Source organism: Citrobacter werkmanii (assembly GCF_008693645.1).
Taxonomy (GTDB): domain Bacteria; phylum Pseudomonadota; class Gammaproteobacteria; order Enterobacterales; family Enterobacteriaceae; genus Citrobacter; species Citrobacter werkmanii.
Map to the genome: position 1 here is coordinate 905,956 of NZ_CP044101.1, position 17,426 is coordinate 923,381.

The window sequence follows — 17,426 nt, forward strand, 5'->3', positions numbered from 1 at the left end:
GCAAGGTATGGAATTTCATGAGAATAAAGCAAAGCAGCCGTTCATTGGGTTTGTACTGATCTGGCGAGCATACAAAGCATGGCGGCTACGGGCGCAAACGCGGTGTCTGTTGCAACAGATGAGCGATGAGCGGCTGCGTGATGTCGGGCTGCGACGCGATCAGGTGGAGTAATTATTTTCTATCGACAGAGGCTGGGTGTTAGCGCATCCGGCCTCTTTTATATTCACGGTGTTTATCAATTTATGCTTGTTGATAGTCTGTTTCTTGATACTTATCCTGATAAGTATTATTTTCTTCTCAGCGATGAGGAAAAAGAAACATGACTGAAGATGAACTGTTTGCCCGCCGTCCGATGGGGATGCGCATGGCGATGGTGGTGCGCCAGTGGCGGGCCATTATTGATGCTGCCATCACCGATACAGGCCTGACGCAATCAAGCTGGACGGTATTGATGCAGCTGTATCAACTGGGAGACAACGTCTCGGTCAGTGAACTGGCCCAGGTGCAGGGCATTGAACTGCCGCCGCTGATGCGCACCCTCACACTACTGGAAAAGCAGGGCTACCTGCTGCGTTCCACATCGCCTTATGACAAACGCATCCGACTGTTAACGCTGACCGCGCAGGGCCGCGCAAGGCTTGAAGAACTTAACCGGGTGGTTGAGACATACCAGCATCGCGTCACCCGTACCATTCCTGAAGCGGAGCTTGCCGCCTTTAGCACGACGTTAAATCAACTCGCCTGCAATTTGCGGACAATCCGCGAAGAAGACAATCAACACTAAAAAACTATGATGACCCCAGAACAAAAATTTGCCCGTTGGGTAAGGGTGAGTATTGCCGCTTTCCTGGTAATATTCGCCTGGTTTATCGTTGCCGATATCTGGATCCCGCTGACGCCGGACTCCACGGTGATGCGCGTGGTAACACCCGTTTCCTCACGCGTATCCGGCTACGTCTCGCAGGTGTATGTGCACAACAATAGCCAGGTGAAGAAGGGCGATTTGCTGTACGAACTGGATCCGACGCCGTTTATCAATAAGGTTGAGGCCGCGCAAATTGCCCTTGAGCAGGCGAAGCTGAGCAACCAGCAATTAGATGCGCAGATCGCCTCTGCGCGCGCTAATCTGCGCACCGCGCAATTCAACGCCCGCAACGATAAGACCACCTTTGACCGCTATCAACGCCTGAGCGCCATGCAGAATGTGTCGCAATCCGATCTCGACAAGGTGCGCACCGCCTGGCAGACCAGCGAGCAGTCGGTGGCGGCGCTCAACGCCAGTATTCAGAACCTGCTGATCCAGCGCGGCGAGCGCGATGACAAGCGCAACGTGACGCTGCAAAAATACCGTAACGCGCTGGAAGAGGCGCAACTGAACCTTGGCTGGAGCAAAGTGTATGCAGAAACTGATGGCACGGTAAGCAATCTCCAGCTTAGCCCCGGACTGTACGCCACCGCCGCCACGCCGCTGCTGGCGCTGGTCAGCCACCAGACCGATATCGTGGCCGACTTTCGCGAGAAAAGCCTGCGCCATACTCGCGTGGATACCGATGCCGCCGTGGTGTTCGACGCCATGCCGGGCAAGGTTTTTTCTGCCCGCGTTACCAGCAGCGATGCCGGTATTCTGGCGGGCCAGGAGCAGGTTAACGGCCAGCTGTCGCAGCCGGAACAGTCAACCCGTTGGGTGCGCGATGCCCAGCGTATGCGTATTCATGTGGCGCTGAACGAACCGCTCGACACGCCGTTACCGACCGGCGCGCGCGCCACGGTACAGCTGTATAACAGCGAGGGGATGTTCGCCCGTACCTTTGCCGGGGCGCAAATCCACCTCGTTAGCTGGCTGCATTATGTCTATTAACACGCTGGCCCATGTCTTTACGCCGCACGGGAATATTGTCTACACCGCCAATGATTTTCGCCAGACCCTGCGTATCTCCGTTGCCGGGACAATCGCGCTGAGTATCTCGACCTTCTACAACGTGCAGTACGGCGTATTTTTTGTGGTTTATCCGCTGATGCTGCTGTCGCTGGTGCCGGTATTCAACCGCCATGTGGCAACACAGTTTGTGTTCAGCGCGGCAGTAAACTGTGTTGAAATGGTGCTGATTGTCGGCTATCTCTCACAGTGGCCGCTGATCATGACGCTGGTGGTGTTCGGCCTGTACGTGATGCGTTTTCGTTTTATGAGCAAAGGGTCGCTGTTTTTGCTCGGTTCGATGGGCGTGGTGTGCCAGAGCACGATGCTCAACTTTATGAGTTATCCCACCACCAACTGGCATACGCTGATGTTCTCCAATATGGAAGCCTGCGTCATGGCGGTGGCGCTGAGCGCGCTGCTGCATTATCTGATCCCGGACGTGGAACCCCGCCAGCCGCCGCCGCGAATTGAAAAAGATGCCGCCCGGGTGCGCCACGAGTCGCTGCTTTCCGGCACGGTGGCGACGATGATTTTTGTTGTCTTTCAGATCTGTGACTTAAGTGATTCGCTGTCGGCGCTGATGGCGGGCATTTTGATCCTGTTTCCGATGCACTATCGCGGGGCGGTGATCAGCTCGATCTGGCGTGTGGTCGGCGTGGTGCTGGCCTGTCTGTATATTCTGCTGGTGCAGCTGCTTATCTATGATTTCAGTAACCACATGGTGCTGATGATGCCGCTGATTGGCCTCGGGCTGGCGTTCAGCGCCCGCCTGCACGTAATGGAAAAAGTCGGCGCGGGCGTGGGGTTTGCCAGTATCACCACTATCGGCATTATGTTCGGCCAGAACCTGCACCCGGATCAGGACCTGGTATTCAGCGATCTGTACCGCATCACCTCCGTCACCGTCGCGCTGGTGGCAACGCTAACCATGGTATTTCTGGTGCACCGGGTGTTGAACTGTTTTGCTGCGACACGGTTTGTAATTACCGAGTGAGCGGGGGGCCAGTGCCGGATGGCGGCTGCGCCTTATCCGACCTACGGAAAAGTGCCATCTGTAGGCCCGGTAAGCGTAGCGCCACCGGGCGTTTTTCAGATTACCTGCTGTTTCACCTTTATCTAATTATTCAGAATATGGTTTATTTGTTCGAGAAATAAAAACATATAAATTATAAATATTCTGAATTTTAATAATTGTGACCTTATGAACAAATTTAATTTTACGATTAAATATGATAAGTATGATTATTATATTTTAAAGGGGGGTAAAATCACATGACATGGGAATATAAAGTATCGACAGGTATATTGAGCCATAATGGTGAGTTAATTGCTTATTGCTACAGTGGTGCCGGTGAATCAAAGGATAAACCGAACTGTGAACACATACGTAACAAGGGCCCCATTCCTCGAGGTATTTATTTTATTGCAGGATGGAATAATCACAAAAGCCCCTCCGCTATCATCCTTGAACCTATTGCAGGGACCAATACTTTTGGCAGAGATCATTTCGAAATTCATGGCGATAAAAAAGGGCAGCCACCGGGAACGGCATCTGCAGGGTGTATCATTATGAATGGACAAGATAAGCGCCAAACCATTTACGATTCGGGTGATACAATTTTGGTGGTAAGATAATGAAATTTATTATTATCTTCTTTCTGTTTATGCTTTCGGGTGCCTCCTGCGCTGCAGAGCATACTGCACCTCAGCTTCTGCAGATGATAAATGAAAAAGGAGCAAATGCTGTTGTACACACACTTTATAATGACAATGAATCAGAATGGTGGAGCCATATTATTCCTGAAATTAGCAAAGGTAATAATGACTGGTTAACGGTGGCAAGTGCTTTGGAACCCGGAGTTGATGCCAGTACTGCGGAAGATTTGCAGGGGGCGGTATCTGAAGCCATTCCACATAACCCCGCCGGTGTTCTGGCTATTCTCAACGATAAGAGACCATTGCTGACTATTGAGCAGATATGTGCATTTGCCTCTTTCCCTGAGTCAGAAGAAGAAATGAATAAGCTATTTGTTAACTCCATCAGGGAAATGTATAAGATCAAAACGGCAGAAGGGAAACGGTGTATTGCGGTTATGATCAATACTGTTGAAAATTCTGTTCCCTTTAATAAGGATTTATAAATGGCTATCCCTGGATATATGTCACTAATCGATGATGCTGGTAATGTTATCAAAGGTAGTGTGATGGTAAAAGACCGTGAAAATCAGATCGAGGTTTTAGGTTTGTATCATAATGTGAGTTACAACTCTGACTTGCATAATGGAAGGGTGTTGAGTAAACGTCAACATCGTCCATTTTTAATTGAAAAAGAAATTGATGCTTCTAGTGTGTTTTTTTATAAAGCATTAAGTACCGGACAAACATTAAGGAAAGCGGCTATTGATCTCTATCGAATAAATGATGCTGGTCAGGAAGAGGTCTATTTCACGATAACCCTGGAAGATGTGAAAGTCGTTACGATTTTTTCACTGATGCACGATGTTAAAGATCCTTATTACGAAAAACAGACCCATCTTGAACTTGCTCAGTTCCGCTACAAGAAGATTACCTGGCACTATCATGATGGGAATATAGTCCACTCTGATGATTGGGATTATCGCTTAGGGTCTTGAGTAAATGGCTCTGGATAAAATGATGTCACCCTGAGCCGTAATGCAATCAATACACGGCGCTTATACTCCTGAGCGCCGTCTGGCATCTTAGAAGTTATCCCTGCTTGCGCGACTTCGCCGAAATCACGTCGATAAACTCCTGTACCTGCTGTTGCTTACGTGCGGACAGCTTGCACACCCGACGCAGCGACTGCAATAACGCGGGCTCTTCCGGCTCCGGCAGCTTTGTCGTCAGCACAATGCAGCCGGGCATCACTCTGACATCGAATTTGCAGCCGGTGGTAAAACCGGCGGCTTCCAGCCACTGGCCTTTCATAATAATTGCCGGAACATGCGTGTAATCCGGATAACGACTCGCATAAGTGACGGTACCCAGACGATTATTTGCCGGGGAGACTTCTGGATCGGTGAATTCTGCAATAGAATGTGGGGTAGTCATGATGGCTATTCTCTGTAAATAGTGATTGTGATTAGCGAGGCGCTCGTGTTGCAGCACGGGCGTCTTGCGATAAATAACACCTGTAAATCTACCCAGTAAATAAAAATAAAGCCAGCTGAAAATAGACAATAATAAACGCGTAACTGGAAATATAAATACGGGAATTAAATTGAAGGGAAATATAAAGTAGGCCGGATAAGCAAAGCGCCATCCGGCAATAACATTAATACAGCGTGTTAATATGATGCTGTTTAAAATTCTCCGCCTGCGCCAGCACGCCCATATATACATCATCATTCGCCACCGGCGGGAACTTGTGTTTGTGCAGCAGCAGGATCAACTCCACCTTCAGTTTCGCCTTGATATCATCACGCTTGCTCCAGTCCGGATACTTCGAGGTGTTATCGACCACCGCCTTCATCTCTTTCGCCAGCGCCAGCATTTTGTCTTCTTCATAGGTGAACTGATACTTATCGCGCATATGCGCCAGAATGTCGTAGAAAGCTTTCTCTTCGATATCAATCCCCATTTCGGCATAGGTACCCATTTCGGTTTTAATATCGTAGATAATATCGGTCATCTCCTGGCTGAAGGTATCAAACTCTTCACCGTTGAGGACGTCATCTTCCCGGCGTTCGTTATATTTATCCATAATCGACTGGAAACGGCGGGTGAAGTTGATCCCCTGCAGCTGATTGATCTTTTTAAAGTCGCTGATGGCTTTTTCCAGCAGCTTTTGCAACAGCTGAATTTTTGTCGCCGGCAGTTTGATCTTATTAATCCGCGCCAGATAATCGTCGTCGAAAATATCGATCGACTCCGCTTTCTTGTCGCCGAGGAAAAACAGCTCTTCCACACCGTCGGCCTTTAACGCATCGGCAATCATCTCACGTACGCGGGCGTTCATCTGCGTCACATCAGGCGCGTCGCCTTTAGTGAGCTTGAAGACGATGGAGCGCACGGCAATATAAAAATGGATATGGTCGCGCTCGGCCTGCGACAGCGCCTCGCTGCCGCAGCAAACGTCATAGGCCGCTTTCAGGCGCTTCACCAGCCCCATAAAGCGGCGCTCTGTCTTCTGAGTACGCATAACAAATTCTGCCGCGTAGTTCAGGCAGGCCAGCTGCGCCTGTGGCTCGCCGCTGAAATAAGCGCGGCTGTCGAATTCATGGAACAGCTTCGCCAGCAGATCGAGATGGTTTTTCACCTCAATCACCGACTGCTGAATATCTTCAAAGTTGGTAGCATCGATGCGCGAATACATCGCCAGTGCCTGGTTCATCTGACGCTTAATGCCGATATAGTCGACGACCAGCCCTTTGCTTTTGCCTTCCAGCTTGCGGTTGACGCGGGAGATGGTCTGGATCAGGTTGTGCTTTTGCAGCGGCTTATCGATATAAATGGTGTCCAGCTCCGGCACATCAAAACCGGTCAACCACATGTCCACCACGATGGCGATTTTGAAATTCGACTTCGCGTTTTTGAATTGTTTATCCAGCTCTTTGCGGTACTCTTTACTGCCCAGCAGGTCGTACAGTTTCGCGTCATCATCTTTGCCGCGGGTCATCACCATTTTGACCATTTCGGACGGCGGCAGTTCCTTCTGCTCCTGTTCGGTAAGCTCTATACCGTCTGGCGCTTGTTTCACCTCAAACCATGCCGGACGAAAGTCTTTTAATTGACGATAGAAATCCCAGGCAATTTCCCGGCTGGCGCAGACAAACATCGCTTTACCTTTCACCGTGGAGCCTTCGGCGACGCGCTTTTCATAGTGTTTAGCAAAGTCTTCCGCCAGCGCTTTCAGGCGGTCTTCATCACCGAGAATGGCGTTCATGGTGGCGCTGGCTTTTTTGCTCTCGTCGATTTGCCACTCGTTGGTACCGGCGTCAGCGCACTCTGCGTAGTACTTTTCCACCTCTTCCAGCTTACCGGCATCAAGGATGACCTTTGCGGCGCGGCCTTCGTAGACAATGCGTACGGTGATCTCATCCTGCACGGATTCGGTCATGGTGTAGCTGTCGATGATGTTGCCAAAGACTTCCATCGTGGCGTCGATAGGGGTGCCGGTAAAACCAACATAGGTGGCCTGTGGCAGCGAGTCGTGCAGATATTTGGCGAAGCCGTAAGTTTTGCGCACCTTGCCGTTTTCTTTATCGACGATCACTTTCTGATCGAGGTTGACCTGGCTGCGGTGCGCTTCATCGGAAATACAGATGATATTGCTGCGTTCGGAGAGCAGTTCGGTGTCTTCGGTAAATTTGTGGATGGTGGTCAGGAAGACGCCGCCGCTGTTGCGACCGGCCAGTTTATCCCGCAGATCCTCGCGGCTGGTGACGGGCACTACGCTGTCGTCGCCGATATAGTTTTTGGCATTGCACATCTGCGCCGAGAGCTGATCGTCCAGATCGGTGCGGTCGGTGATCAGCACGATCGTCGGGCTGGCGAACTCGACGCTTTTCATCAGCAGACGGGTTAAGAACTGCATGGTGTAGCTCTTGCCGCAGCCGGTCGCGCCAAAGTAGGTACCGCCCTTGCCGTCGCCGAAAGGTTTACGCGCCCGTTCGATGCTGTAGTACAGCTTGCGCGCCGCATAGTACTGTGGGTAGCGGCAGCAGATTTTTACTTCGTGTTTGGCTTTATCCGGGAAGCAGATAAAGTTATTGATCACGTCCAGCAGGCGGACCGGATGAAACAGCCCTTGGATCATCGAGTGCAGGGAAGGGATGCCGTCCTGCTCGCGGTTTTCATTGCCGGTGACTTTGCGCCATGAGTAGAAATACTCGTACGGCGCAAACAGGTTACCCATGCGGTTATTGACCCCATCGCTGATAATGCACAGCGCGTTATAGACAAACAGCTGCGGAATATCGCGGCGATAGCGGGTGCAGAGCTGTTTATACGCATCGCCAATATTGGCTTCCTGCTCGCGCACCGCGCTTTTAAATTCAAACACCACTAACGGCAGGCCGTTGATATACAGAATGGCATCCGGTATGCGCGGCTGGTTTTCTTTGCCGGTGATGGTCAGCTGATTGACGATTTTCACCCGGTTCAGCGGCTGGGTAAGATGATAGCTTGCCGACGTTTCCGCGGCCTGTTGCAGCGGAACCTCTTCGATATCGAACAGTTCACGCAGCGCGGCGGGCAGGTGCCGGGTATCGAGCAGTTCGATATAGAGATCTTTCTTCTGGCGATCGTCGCGTTTAAACAGGAAACCGTTGGCCAGCCAGGCGCAGAAGGTTTTATTGCTTTCATAGAGATCGGAGGCGGGCAGGGTGGTGAACTGTTTGAGCAGCCGTTGGATCTCCTCTTCGGTGATGCCGTCGGCCTGATAGCGCGCGGCGAGGTAATGACGAAGATCGTCTTCGATAATCACCTGATCGAGGCTGGAACGCGGCACATTATCGCCGATCAGGTGCTGATAGCCCTGATCCTGTAGCAGTTCAATTATCGCCTGTTCTAACTTCGCTTCACTGAATGAGAGATGCATATCTCGCTCCGGCCCTGGCTGGTTTTCTGGTAAGGGTTCCTGTAACAGAGAAAACCTTAACAGAAAGCCCCTGATTTTTCAGGGGCAAAATGCGTTATGCGGGTTCGGTTTGGTTGGCTACGTCTGGCAGATCCTCCAGGGAGAGCTCGCCGGAGATGAGTTTGGGGAGCAGGGTGTCTCGGAGGGTTGTTAATGCTGTTATTTGCCGTGTATTGCTTACTACTTTTTCAAAATGTTGGTGAGCTAACCGTGTAAATTCATCTACTATATTTTTAGACGGGATAACTAAATTAATAGTTTTAAAGGTACTTTTGCTAATTTCTGCAAATGTCGTTCCTCCAGCCATTCCCTTGATATCATCCATAATATTTTCAAGCCAGTAGATAATATATTCTGATGATAAATTTTTAGATGAAGGAATGGCTATATATCCTTGGTTTATAGCCATAGGCGTTTTAGCCAGTGCTAAATATCCTATTGGTGCTCGTGATGACATCAAAACTGTATCAGTTGGTAATAAACCAGATGAAATTTTTTTCAAACCTAACTCTGTAATTTTTTTGCTGGTATCCAGTAATACCTTACTATCATTACCTGTTAAGTCTTTAGGTGATGTCCAATGAATAGTGCCGTTTTCCCAAAAATCTGCATTTGAAGTGCTTGGCGTTGAACCACCTTTCACAACTAATTCGTCGCCAGCAGTGGATATTTTCCAACCTTTCGGGACCCAGCCCAGCTCTGTTTCTTCAAATTCAACCGGGAACAGTGCTCGAATATCTGCCGGAAGTGGTTTGAAATCTGCACTATTGCGTACTTTTTGACGCAGTTCTGCGCGAAATTGCATCGCTTCCGGGATTGGGTTTCCCGCATCCAGCGCGTTATCAATCACCGGGTCGAAATCCACAAACCAGGATTTGAACAGGGTTTGAGACATTTGTTCTAGAATTTTGTTAACTTTATTATTTAATTTAATTCTATCTGTTAATGAATCTAAAACAGAGCTAATTTTATTTTGAATACGTAAAGGAGGTGCTGGTATTTGAAAATTAGGTATATCGCCACATTTCAAACTGTCGAAAATAGCTCCTGGGTTTTTATATTTCTCAACTTCGTCCCACCAATATGAAGAGTTGAGAGCCCATCTTAGGTATTCAGCTGTTATTGATAAACCATTGGTTCTCAGTATGACTAAATTTTGCCCAAGGGCAAATTGAGTCTGGCCAGAAACAAATGCAGTTTCTCCAGGATTACATCGTCGTGATAGAATAATGTCGCCATATTGAGGATTAGCTTTTTCTGTCCATAGTTTATAGTCTGATTCACTAATCAGGCGTGGAGATGCCTCAAAATCAATCTCTCCATTTTTCATTTGAGGTATACCAATATATGGCACACCACTAACTTGAGCAGAAGGGGTTTTATGCATGCAGTCTATTAATTGAACACCTAGTTCATTAAGAGACTTAAAGGTCCACTTATTCCCCATAACCCAGCGCCTCCAGGTTCTGACGAATCGCGTTATCCAGTTCTTCTGCCTGCTTCATCTGCGCAAACAACATCTGCGACAACTCGCGCATTTTAGTTTCAAACGCCACGCCGTCATCTTCCTGCTCGGCGGCGCCGACGTAGCGGCCCGGTGTCAGCACATAGTCGTTAGCCTTCATCTCTTCAATAGTAGCGACCTTGCAGAACCCGGCCTGGTCCTCGTACTGCGCCAGCTTGCTATCGCCGCGCTTAATACGCTCGGCCAGCTCTTCCGACGTGCTGCGCCAGGCGTGGTAGGTGTCGGCGATGGTGGCGATATCGTCCGCCGTCAGTTCTTTGGTGGTGCGGTTGATCATAGTGCCGACGTTACGCGCATCGATAAACAGCGTCTCACCCTGACGGTTGCGATAGCCTTTGGCCAGATCGGCAGCCTTCGATTTGGTCATAAACCACAGGCACACCGGGATTTGGGTGGTGAAGAACAGCTGGCCGGGCAGGGCGATCATGCAGTCGATCAGATCGTTTTCGATCATCTGCGCGCGGATCTCGCCTTCGCCGCTGGTGTTGGAACTCATCGAGCCGTTCGCCAGCACAAAACCGGCGGTGCCGTTGGCCGACAGCTTGGAAAGCATATGCAAAATCCAGCCGTAGTTGGCGTTACCAGTCGGCGGCGTACGGTAACCGGCAAAACGCGGATCTTTGGTCAGCTCGGCATCGTTGCGCCAGTCTTTCAGGTTAAACGGCGGGTTGGCCAGAATATAGTCGGCTTTCAGGTCTGGGTGCTGATCGCTGAAGAAGGTGTCCGCCGGGCGCTCGCCAAGGTTGGCGGAAAGTCCGCGAATGGCGAGGTTCATCTTCGCCAGCTTGTAGGTGGTGGCCGTTAGCTCCTGGCCGTACAGGGCGATATCACGGCTTTTCCCCTGATGGCTTTCAACAAACTTCACCGACTGGACAAACATCCCCGCCGAGCCGCAGCACGGGTCATAAATTTTACCCTGGAACGGTTCGAGCATTTCGGTCAGCAGCGTGACCACGCATTTTGGCGTATAGAATTCACCGCCGCCCTTGCCTTCGGTAGCGGCAAACTTGCCGAGAAAGTATTCGTACACGCGGCCGACCAGGTCTTCTTTCGACAGCGCTTCGACATCGGTTTCGTGGGCCAGCGTTTCGATGTTATCGATGGTGTCGATAAGCGACGCCAGCTTCTTGGTTTCCAGGTTCTGACGGCTGAAATAGTTGTCCGGCAGCGCGCCCTTCAGCGACGGGTTGCGCTTCTCAATGGTGGAGAGCGCGGTATCAATGCGTACGGCAATATCATCCTGCTTGGCGTGCTGTTTGATGAATGACCAGCGCGCCTCTTCCGGCAGATAGAAGATATTGTCCTGCTGATAGAAGACTTCCATTTCGAGGAAATCGCCCTGGCCTTCGTCTTTCATCTTCTGACGGCGGGCTTCAAACTTATCGCTGATAAATTTGAGGAACACGAGGCTCAGCACCACGTGCTTGTACTCGGAGGATTCAACGCTGCCGCGAAGCTGGTTCGCGGTATCCCATAATGTGTCTTCAAAGCCTTTCTTTGCTTTGGCTTTTTTCGTTGGTGCTTTGGCCATGATAAACTCGTTCTGGAAAATTTGGCCGCTATTGTAGCGATAAAAGCGGCCAAATTCGCCCTTTAGTCGATTTCCAGCTCGTCGAATAATTGTAAGTCCACGTCCAGCAACTCCACCGCATTGCTGCGTCGAATGCCAACGTTATTTTCAATCAACATTTCAAGCAGGCGATCGCCGTCAATCAGCGTGATAGGGGCGGCCCCCGGAAACAGCGCTGCTTCCGCGCATTTGGCTGCAAACTTGCCGGTGGTGATCAGCGTGCCGCGAATGGCTTTATGGTAGGGCAGTGCGCCGCGCAGCTGATCGATATACGGGCGGGTAATGGTGTTCTGCATCCGTTTTACCTGCACCACTTCGGTAATGGTGGTGATGCCCACCTGCACCTTACCAATCACGTCCACGCCTTTATCGCCAGAGGCTTTGGTGACCTCGACCTCTTCATAGCCCATCGCTTCAAGAAGCTGCGCCACAAGATGCTCGAACTTGTAGGGGTTCATGGTAGAAAGCTGTTCGCGTAGTACCTCTTTTTGCTGCTCGTTGTAGCGTTTTACCGCATCGAGCAGCGCCTTACGCGGATCCGCCTTTTTCGTTGGCAGCGCTTGTGTCAGCCACTGGCGACCTGTGTCAGTAATGCGGTAGCTCATCCCTTCTCTGGTCGCCAGCTGGCGGTCAATCAGGTTATACAGGCGCGAGTAGAGCGTGCTTTTTGCCGAGCGGTCGGAGGCAAATTTAGAATGCTGATGCAAAAACGCCAGCCATTCTGGTAGCAGATCCCCACGACGCGACATTTCACGACCGGCAAGCAGTTCCAGCAGTTGTATCAGCCCTTCCTGGTCGTCCAGCCAGCGCAGCGTTTCGTCGTCGTCTTGCAGAAAACGTTCGCCGCGAGCGGTCGGTGCCCAGATGTCATCGGCGGTGCTTGCCATCAGATCAAACAGCGGGTAGTTGAGGAACAGGTAGCAGCCGTAGCTGTGGCGTGGGTTCAGAATATGATTGTCGGTTTGCCAGATACGTAGCGCAATTTCGGCATCTTCGCCGCTTAAGCGCTCGTTGATCCATAAATCTGGTTCTGACCAGTCGACCGGGTTTTGCGGGGTACCGGTTTGTTCAAAGATGGCGGTAATCATGCTGCGTACCGATTTCAGGGAATAGCCTGAAATGGCTTTCATCATCGCTTTAACCTGGGCGTAGGTCGGAAAAAGCGGGGTAATCACTTTGTAATTTTTCACGTTGATCCCTTAACGAGTGCAATGACAATAGCTTGCCATACCAGGTGAAAAATTCCATGGGGTGAATCATTTATCGGAATGAAAACGGCCAGTGCCGGATGGCGGCTGCACCTTTATCCGGCCTACAAGGAGCGGGATTTTCAGGCCCGGTCACATCACGTCACCGGGCAATTCAGCAGGGGATTACTTCTTCAATCCCGCAAACGCGGCTCGGATCTCATCTTCCGGCAGATTAATACCAATAAACACCAGCAGGCTGTGCGGCGTTTCGTCGCCCCACGGGCGGTCCCAGTCGGCGCTGTACAGGCGCTGGACGCCCTGGAACAGCAGGCGGTTTGGCTCGCCTTCAATCCACAGCATGCCTTTATAGCGCAGCAGCTTCTCGGCGGATTCCAGCAGCAGGTTTTCCATTACGCGCGACACGTCGCTGATGTTCACCGGGTAATCCAGTTCAACGACGATCGAAGAAATATCGTTTTGCTTGTCGGCGATAAAGTGGAAGCGCGGTTTGGCGCTGACCACGTTCTCTTCCAGCATAAAACCGTTGGTGTCGAACAGCAGGGAGAGGTCGATATCGCCATGCGTCACGGTGTAAATCGGGGCACGGGCGTTGATGCGCGCCAGGCGCTCACGCAGTTTCTCGCTTTCACCTGCAACGTCGGTTTTGGTCAGCAGGATGCGGTCAGCATAGCCGACCTGCGACTGGGCGATGGTAAACTGGTTCATCTGCTCGTCGGCATGCACCGCGTCAACCAGCGCAATTACGCCGTCCAGCAGGTAGCGTTCGCAAATCACTTCATGGGAGAAAAAGGTCTGGATAATCGGGCCGGGGTCAGCCATGCCGGTACACTCGATCACCAGACGGTCAAAATTGATGGTGCCTTTGTCGAGGTTGTCGAGCAGGTCTAACAAGGCATCTTCCAGTTCATTAGAACGGGTACAGCAAATGCAGCCGTTGGTCAGGGTTTTGATCTGCGTGGCGCGGTCGCCAATCAGTTGATCGTCCACCGAAACTTCGCCGAATTCGTTTTCGATAACGGCAATCTTGTAACCGTGCTGCTCGTTGAGAATATGGCGTAGCAGGGTGGTTTTACCCGCGCCAAGAAAACCGGTGAGTAGGGTAACTGCAATCGGGGTCATTCACTTCTCCTTCTAACAGCAACTGCTTCCGCCGCTACCGTAGCGGGCTTCCTGGCGCTCGCGGAAGAATTCTTCGTAGGTCATGTACGGCTTATCGGGATGGTTGGTCTTCATGTGCTCGACGTAGTTGTCGTAGTCCGGAATGCCAATCAGCATCTTCGCCGCCTGACCGAGATACTTTTTTGCCTGACCTAAAGTACCAAACATAAAACGCCCCGGATATATGTTGAGCTCGTAGATGCAGGCTATTTCACTTGCCACTTTGACCGCGGGCAGTGCTCGCAATCCTCACGTACTGCGTGTACGCTCCGGTTGCTGCGCGCTGTCCGCAGTCAAACTGACTGCGCCAATTACGCCTGCGGCACTAAGTGATCCCGGCCGGGAGCGCAGTGCGCCACCCGGCTTCAGTTTAGTGGTGTGACGAGGTCTTCACGCCGCCTTCCGGCACCGGTACATACGGCGTCTCTTTATCGGAGCGACCGTTGATGGCGCGGGCTTTCTGCCAGGTACGGAACCCGTAGAAAATGATGCTGTACACCACCACCAGGAACAGAATACTCAGACCTGCGTTGGTGTAGTTGTTGACGACGATATGGTTCATATTGGCAATCTGCTGAGCGGTCAGTTCGCCGCCGTTAGCAATCTTCTCTTTGTACTGATTCGCCATAAAGAAGAAGCCTTCCATCTGCGGGTTGGTGCTGAACAGTTTCAGACCCAGCGCCCAGGTGGTGCAGATCAGCAGCCATACTGCCGGAACCACGGTAACCCAGATGTATTTGGTGCGCTGCATTTTAACCAGCACCACGGTGCCGAGAACCAGCGCCACGGCAGCCAGCATCTGGTTAGAGATACCGAACAGCGGCCACAGGCTCTTAACGCCGCCCAGCGGGTCAACAACGCCTTGATACAGCAGGTAACCCCACAGGCCTACGCAGCCTGCAGTACCGATGACACCCGCCACCAGAGAGTCGGTTTTCTTCAGGAACGGGACGAAGTTACCCAGTAAATCCTGCAGCATAAAGCGGCCAGAACGGGTACCGGCATCCAGTGCGGTCAGGATGAACAGTGCTTCAAACAGAATACCAAAGTGGTACCAGAAGCCCATATCAGCCATCGGCAGCACTTTGTGGAACACGTGAGCGATACCCACAGCCAGCGTCGGCGCGCCACCTGCGCGGTTCAGAACGGACGGTTCACCGATGTCTTTCGCGGTCTGCAGGATCTGCTCAGGCGAAATCACGAAGCCCCAGGAACTGACGGTCGCCGCCGCATGTGCGGTGACATCTTTCAACTGCGCCATAATCAGCGGCGCGTTCTCTCCGCTCATTTCATGCAGGTTCGGCATGGTGATGCCAAGGCCCGCAGGCGGGGTGTTCATCGCGAAGTACAGACCCGGTTCGATGATGGAGGCGGCAACCAGCGCCATAATCGCCACGAAGGATTCCATCAGCATTGCGCCATAGCCAATGAAACGCGCGTCGGTTTCACAAGCCAGCAGCTTCGGCGTGGTACCGGAAGCAATCAGCGCGTGGAATCCAGATACCGCACCACAGGCGATGGTGATGAACAGGAACGGGAACAGTGCGCCTTTCCACAGCGGGCCAGTACCATCAACGTACTGCGTCATCGCCGGCATTTTCAGTTCCGGGTTGAGGATAACAATCCCCACCGCCAGGCCGACGATAACGCCGATTTTCAGGAAGGTCGCCAGATAGTCGCGCGGGGCGAGGATCAGCCATACCGGCAGCAGCGCAGAGATAAACGCGTAACCGATCAGGGTAAAGGTGATGGTGGTGTCTTTAAAGGTCAGCGCCGGGCCCCAGAACGGATCGTGCGCAATCACGCCGCCGAAGTAGATTGAAGCTACCAGCAGCACAATACCAATTACCGACACTTCGCCCACACGGCCTGGGCGCAGGAATCGCATGTAGATCCCCATAAACAGCGCAATCGGTACGGTTGAGCAGACGGTGAAGACACCCCACGGGCTTTCCGCCAGCGCTTTCACCACGATCAGCGCCAGTACCGCCAGGATGATGATCATGATTAAGAAGCAGCCGAACAGAGCAATGGTTCCCGGGATCGGGCCCATCTCTTCTTTGATCATCTCGCCCAGAGATGCGCCGTTACGGCGGGAAGAGATAAACAGCACCATGAAGTCCTGTACCGCACCGGCCAGCACCACGCCTGCCAGCAGCCATAGCGTACCGGGCAGGTAGCCCATCTGCGCGGCCAGTACCGGTCCGACCAGCGGACCTGCACCGGCGATAGCGGCAAAGTGGTGCCCAAACAATACGTTACGGTTAGTAGGAACGTAGTTCAGACCATCATTGTTGATGACCGCTGGCGTAGCGCGCGTCGGGTCAAGTTTCATCACTTTCTGGGCGATGTACAGACTGTAGTAACGATAGGCCACCAGATAAACAGAAACTGAGGCCACCACGATCCACAGGGCACTAATGTGCTCACCCCGACGTAATGCCACTACCGAGAGGCAGAATGCACCGATGATTCCGAGAATCACCCAGGGTATGTGCTTGAATATCTTTTTCGTATCCATAGTAAAACCTGGTATCTAATTAATAATTGGCCGAAGCCGCGTGGGTTTGATCTTGTGTTTGAGGAGGTAAATTGACTGCTATGTTGGAGGGATCTTGCCAGAGAATTACGCGCGTAAAGTAAGGTAAATAAGTGAGCGGTTGTATGTCAGCTTAAGCGGTCTCAAATGCCAGTGAGCGGTTAGCAATGAGGGTGAATGGGGGAGTTTATGTGATTGAGATCACGGCACTATAGTGTTCGCTTGCCTAAATGCCGTGTTTCCCCACTGACACAGTATCTGACTGAGATACTTAGATGACGATATAACAGTAAGGCGTTTGTTCGATGTCTCTTAACAACACATGTTTCTTACGTGATTTAGTCAGGTAATATTTTTCATCCAGATAGTGGTCAATAAGTTCATCGAGGCGCTCTTTGTCTATGCGGGGTGTTACCCCGAGCGTCCAGAAGCTACGCAGCTCTAATTCTGAACGTTTGATTTTGGCGCTTTTAACCAAATCAGCAATCATATTTCTGACGCAACTTGTCGGATCCTGGTTCTGCTTGAGTTCAAGTGCAATGTAGCTGTCTTGAGTCCAGCCTTTTTTCCGCAACAAGAAATCTGCACGTACAGACAAACGCTGTGGATTTTTCCGCAGATCGCAGGCGAGAGTTTGTTCACGCCACCATTCATGACCCGTCGAAGCCAAAAGATTGGCAAATTCTATTTGCATCCAGACTTCCCAACCGGAGATGTTGTACTGATCGATGATATTAAGTTTTTGGCGAATATCTTCACGTTCAAAAAAGTGGTGCGCGAGGGTGGATAGGTGATCAAAATCGCGATTCAACATACAAGCATCCTTTCCTTAAAAACGGGAATCCTACACCTAAGACGCAATGGAACGAGTAATTTTTTGCGTAATTTGTCATAGGGAACGAA

The 17,426-nt window shown here is 51.3% G+C and carries 16 protein-coding genes; 7 read left to right on the plus strand and 9 right to left on the minus strand.

Annotated elements, in window-relative coordinates:
- Positions 1-7 precede the first annotated feature (7 nt).
- The 7 genes from FOB24_RS05020 to tssD all read left to right on the plus strand — a co-directional run bounded on the left by FOB24_RS05020 (position 8) and on the right by tssD (position 4,552).
- Positions 8-172 carry a DUF1127 domain-containing protein gene (locus tag FOB24_RS05020; protein ID WP_069324123.1) on the plus strand — a complete coding sequence of 55 codons (165 nt, stop codon included), beginning with the start codon at positions 8-10 and terminating at the stop codon, positions 170-172.
- 148 nt (positions 173-320) lie between these two features.
- Positions 321-785 carry a MarR family winged helix-turn-helix transcriptional regulator gene (locus FOB24_RS05025; RefSeq protein WP_150344616.1) on the plus strand — a complete coding sequence of 155 codons (465 nt, stop codon included), beginning with the start codon at positions 321-323 and terminating at the stop codon, positions 783-785.
- Between the two features lie 6 nt (positions 786-791).
- On the plus strand, positions 792-1,859 hold the full coding sequence (locus FOB24_RS05030) for an HlyD family secretion protein (protein WP_150344617.1): 1,068 nt from the start codon (positions 792-794) through the stop codon (positions 1,857-1,859).
- Positions 1,849-2,913, plus strand: a complete 1,065-nt coding sequence (locus FOB24_RS05035) for a DUF2955 domain-containing protein (RefSeq protein WP_150344618.1) — start codon at positions 1,849-1,851, stop codon at positions 2,911-2,913. Before FOB24_RS05030 ends, FOB24_RS05035 begins: the two co-directional genes overlap by 11 nt.
- A gap of 278 nt (positions 2,914-3,191) precedes the next feature.
- Positions 3,192-3,554 (plus strand): tlde1 domain-containing protein, encoded by a 363-nt coding sequence (locus FOB24_RS05040; protein WP_087857426.1) that lies wholly within the window; start codon positions 3,192-3,194, stop codon positions 3,552-3,554.
- Positions 3,554-4,060 (plus strand): hypothetical protein, encoded by a 507-nt coding sequence (locus FOB24_RS05045; RefSeq protein ID WP_087857425.1) that lies wholly within the window; start codon positions 3,554-3,556, stop codon positions 4,058-4,060. Before FOB24_RS05040 ends, FOB24_RS05045 begins: the two co-directional genes overlap by 1 nt.
- Positions 4,061-4,552, plus strand: coding sequence for a type VI secretion system tube protein TssD (gene tssD, locus FOB24_RS05050; RefSeq protein WP_150344619.1), 492 nt, complete (start codon positions 4,061-4,063; stop codon positions 4,550-4,552).
- A gap of 94 nt (positions 4,553-4,646) precedes the next feature.
- On the opposite strand, the gene symE is transcribed toward tssD, so the two are convergent.
- The 9 genes from symE to FOB24_RS05095 form a co-directional block, all read right to left on the minus strand.
- Positions 4,647-4,991: an endoribonuclease SymE gene (gene symE / locus FOB24_RS05055; RefSeq protein WP_150344620.1), complete on the minus strand. Its 345-nt coding sequence runs from the start codon at positions 4,989-4,991 to the stop codon at positions 4,647-4,649.
- A 223-nt stretch (positions 4,992-5,214) separates the two neighbouring features.
- Positions 5,215-8,481, minus strand: a complete 3,267-nt coding sequence (locus FOB24_RS05060; protein ID WP_150344621.1) for a type I restriction endonuclease subunit R — start codon at positions 8,479-8,481, stop codon at positions 5,215-5,217.
- A 94-nt stretch (positions 8,482-8,575) separates the two neighbouring features.
- Positions 8,576-9,967: a restriction endonuclease subunit S gene (locus FOB24_RS05065; RefSeq protein ID WP_150344622.1), complete on the minus strand. Its 1,392-nt coding sequence runs from the start codon at positions 9,965-9,967 to the stop codon at positions 8,576-8,578.
- Positions 9,957-11,576 carry a type I restriction-modification system subunit M gene (locus tag FOB24_RS05070; protein ID WP_150344623.1) on the minus strand — a complete coding sequence of 540 codons (1,620 nt, stop codon included), beginning with the start codon at positions 11,574-11,576 and terminating at the stop codon, positions 9,957-9,959. Before FOB24_RS05070 ends, FOB24_RS05065 begins: the two co-directional genes overlap by 11 nt.
- Before the next feature lie 62 nt (positions 11,577-11,638).
- The gene (locus FOB24_RS05075; RefSeq protein WP_087857419.1) at positions 11,639-12,805 is read right to left on the minus strand and encodes a restriction endonuclease; all 1,167 of its coding nucleotides are present in this window, start codon (positions 12,803-12,805) and stop codon (positions 11,639-11,641) included.
- A gap of 183 nt (positions 12,806-12,988) precedes the next feature.
- The gene (yjiA, locus tag FOB24_RS05080; protein ID WP_042312574.1) at positions 12,989-13,945 is read right to left on the minus strand and encodes a GTPase; all 957 of its coding nucleotides are present in this window, start codon (positions 13,943-13,945) and stop codon (positions 12,989-12,991) included.
- A 12-nt stretch (positions 13,946-13,957) separates the two neighbouring features.
- Complete coding sequence (locus FOB24_RS05085; protein WP_003830038.1) at positions 13,958-14,152, minus strand: YbdD/YjiX family protein; 195 nt, start codon at positions 14,150-14,152, stop codon at positions 13,958-13,960.
- Positions 14,153-14,354: 202 nt separating this feature from the next.
- Entirely contained in the window at positions 14,355-16,505 is a 2,151-nt protein-coding gene (btsT, locus tag FOB24_RS05090; RefSeq protein WP_038636946.1) for a pyruvate/proton symporter BtsT, read from the minus strand.
- Positions 16,506-16,794: 289 nt separating this feature from the next.
- A complete protein-coding gene (locus tag FOB24_RS05095; protein ID WP_069324113.1) occupies positions 16,795-17,337 on the minus strand; it encodes a hypothetical protein in 543 nt (180 codons plus the stop codon).
- Positions 17,338-17,426: the final 89 nt, after the last annotated feature.

Bases quoted from the DNA above. Each gene is read 5' to 3' on its own strand.
- FOB24_RS05020 (WP_069324123.1), top strand. From the start codon at position 8: ATGGAATTTCATGAGAATAAAGCAAAGCAGCCGTTCATTGGGTTTGTA.
- FOB24_RS05025 (WP_150344616.1), top strand. From the start codon at position 321: ATGACTGAAGATGAACTGTTTGCCCGCCGTCCGATGGGGATGCGCATG.
- FOB24_RS05030 (WP_150344617.1), top strand. From the start codon at position 792: ATGATGACCCCAGAACAAAAATTTGCCCGTTGGGTAAGGGTGAGTATT.
- FOB24_RS05035 (WP_150344618.1), top strand. From the start codon at position 1,849: ATGTCTATTAACACGCTGGCCCATGTCTTTACGCCGCACGGGAATATT.
- FOB24_RS05040 (WP_087857426.1), top strand. From the start codon at position 3,192: ATGACATGGGAATATAAAGTATCGACAGGTATATTGAGCCATAATGGT.
- FOB24_RS05045 (WP_087857425.1), top strand. From the start codon at position 3,554: ATGAAATTTATTATTATCTTCTTTCTGTTTATGCTTTCGGGTGCCTCC.
- tssD (WP_150344619.1), top strand. From the start codon at position 4,061: ATGGCTATCCCTGGATATATGTCACTAATCGATGATGCTGGTAATGTT.
- symE (WP_150344620.1), bottom strand. From the start codon at position 4,991: ATGACTACCCCACATTCTATTGCAGAATTCACCGATCCAGAAGTCTCC.
- FOB24_RS05060 (WP_150344621.1), bottom strand. From the start codon at position 8,481: ATGCATCTCTCATTCAGTGAAGCGAAGTTAGAACAGGCGATAATTGAA.
- FOB24_RS05065 (WP_150344622.1), bottom strand. From the start codon at position 9,967: ATGGGGAATAAGTGGACCTTTAAGTCTCTTAATGAACTAGGTGTTCAA.
- FOB24_RS05070 (WP_150344623.1), bottom strand. From the start codon at position 11,576: ATGGCCAAAGCACCAACGAAAAAAGCCAAAGCAAAGAAAGGCTTTGAA.
- yjiA (WP_042312574.1), bottom strand. From the start codon at position 13,945: ATGACCCCGATTGCAGTTACCCTACTCACCGGTTTTCTTGGCGCGGGT.
- FOB24_RS05085 (WP_003830038.1), bottom strand. From the start codon at position 14,152: ATGTTTGGTACTTTAGGTCAGGCAAAAAAGTATCTCGGTCAGGCGGCG.
- btsT (WP_038636946.1), bottom strand. From the start codon at position 16,505: ATGGATACGAAAAAGATATTCAAGCACATACCCTGGGTGATTCTCGGA.
- FOB24_RS05095 (WP_069324113.1), bottom strand. From the start codon at position 17,337: ATGTTGAATCGCGATTTTGATCACCTATCCACCCTCGCGCACCACTTT.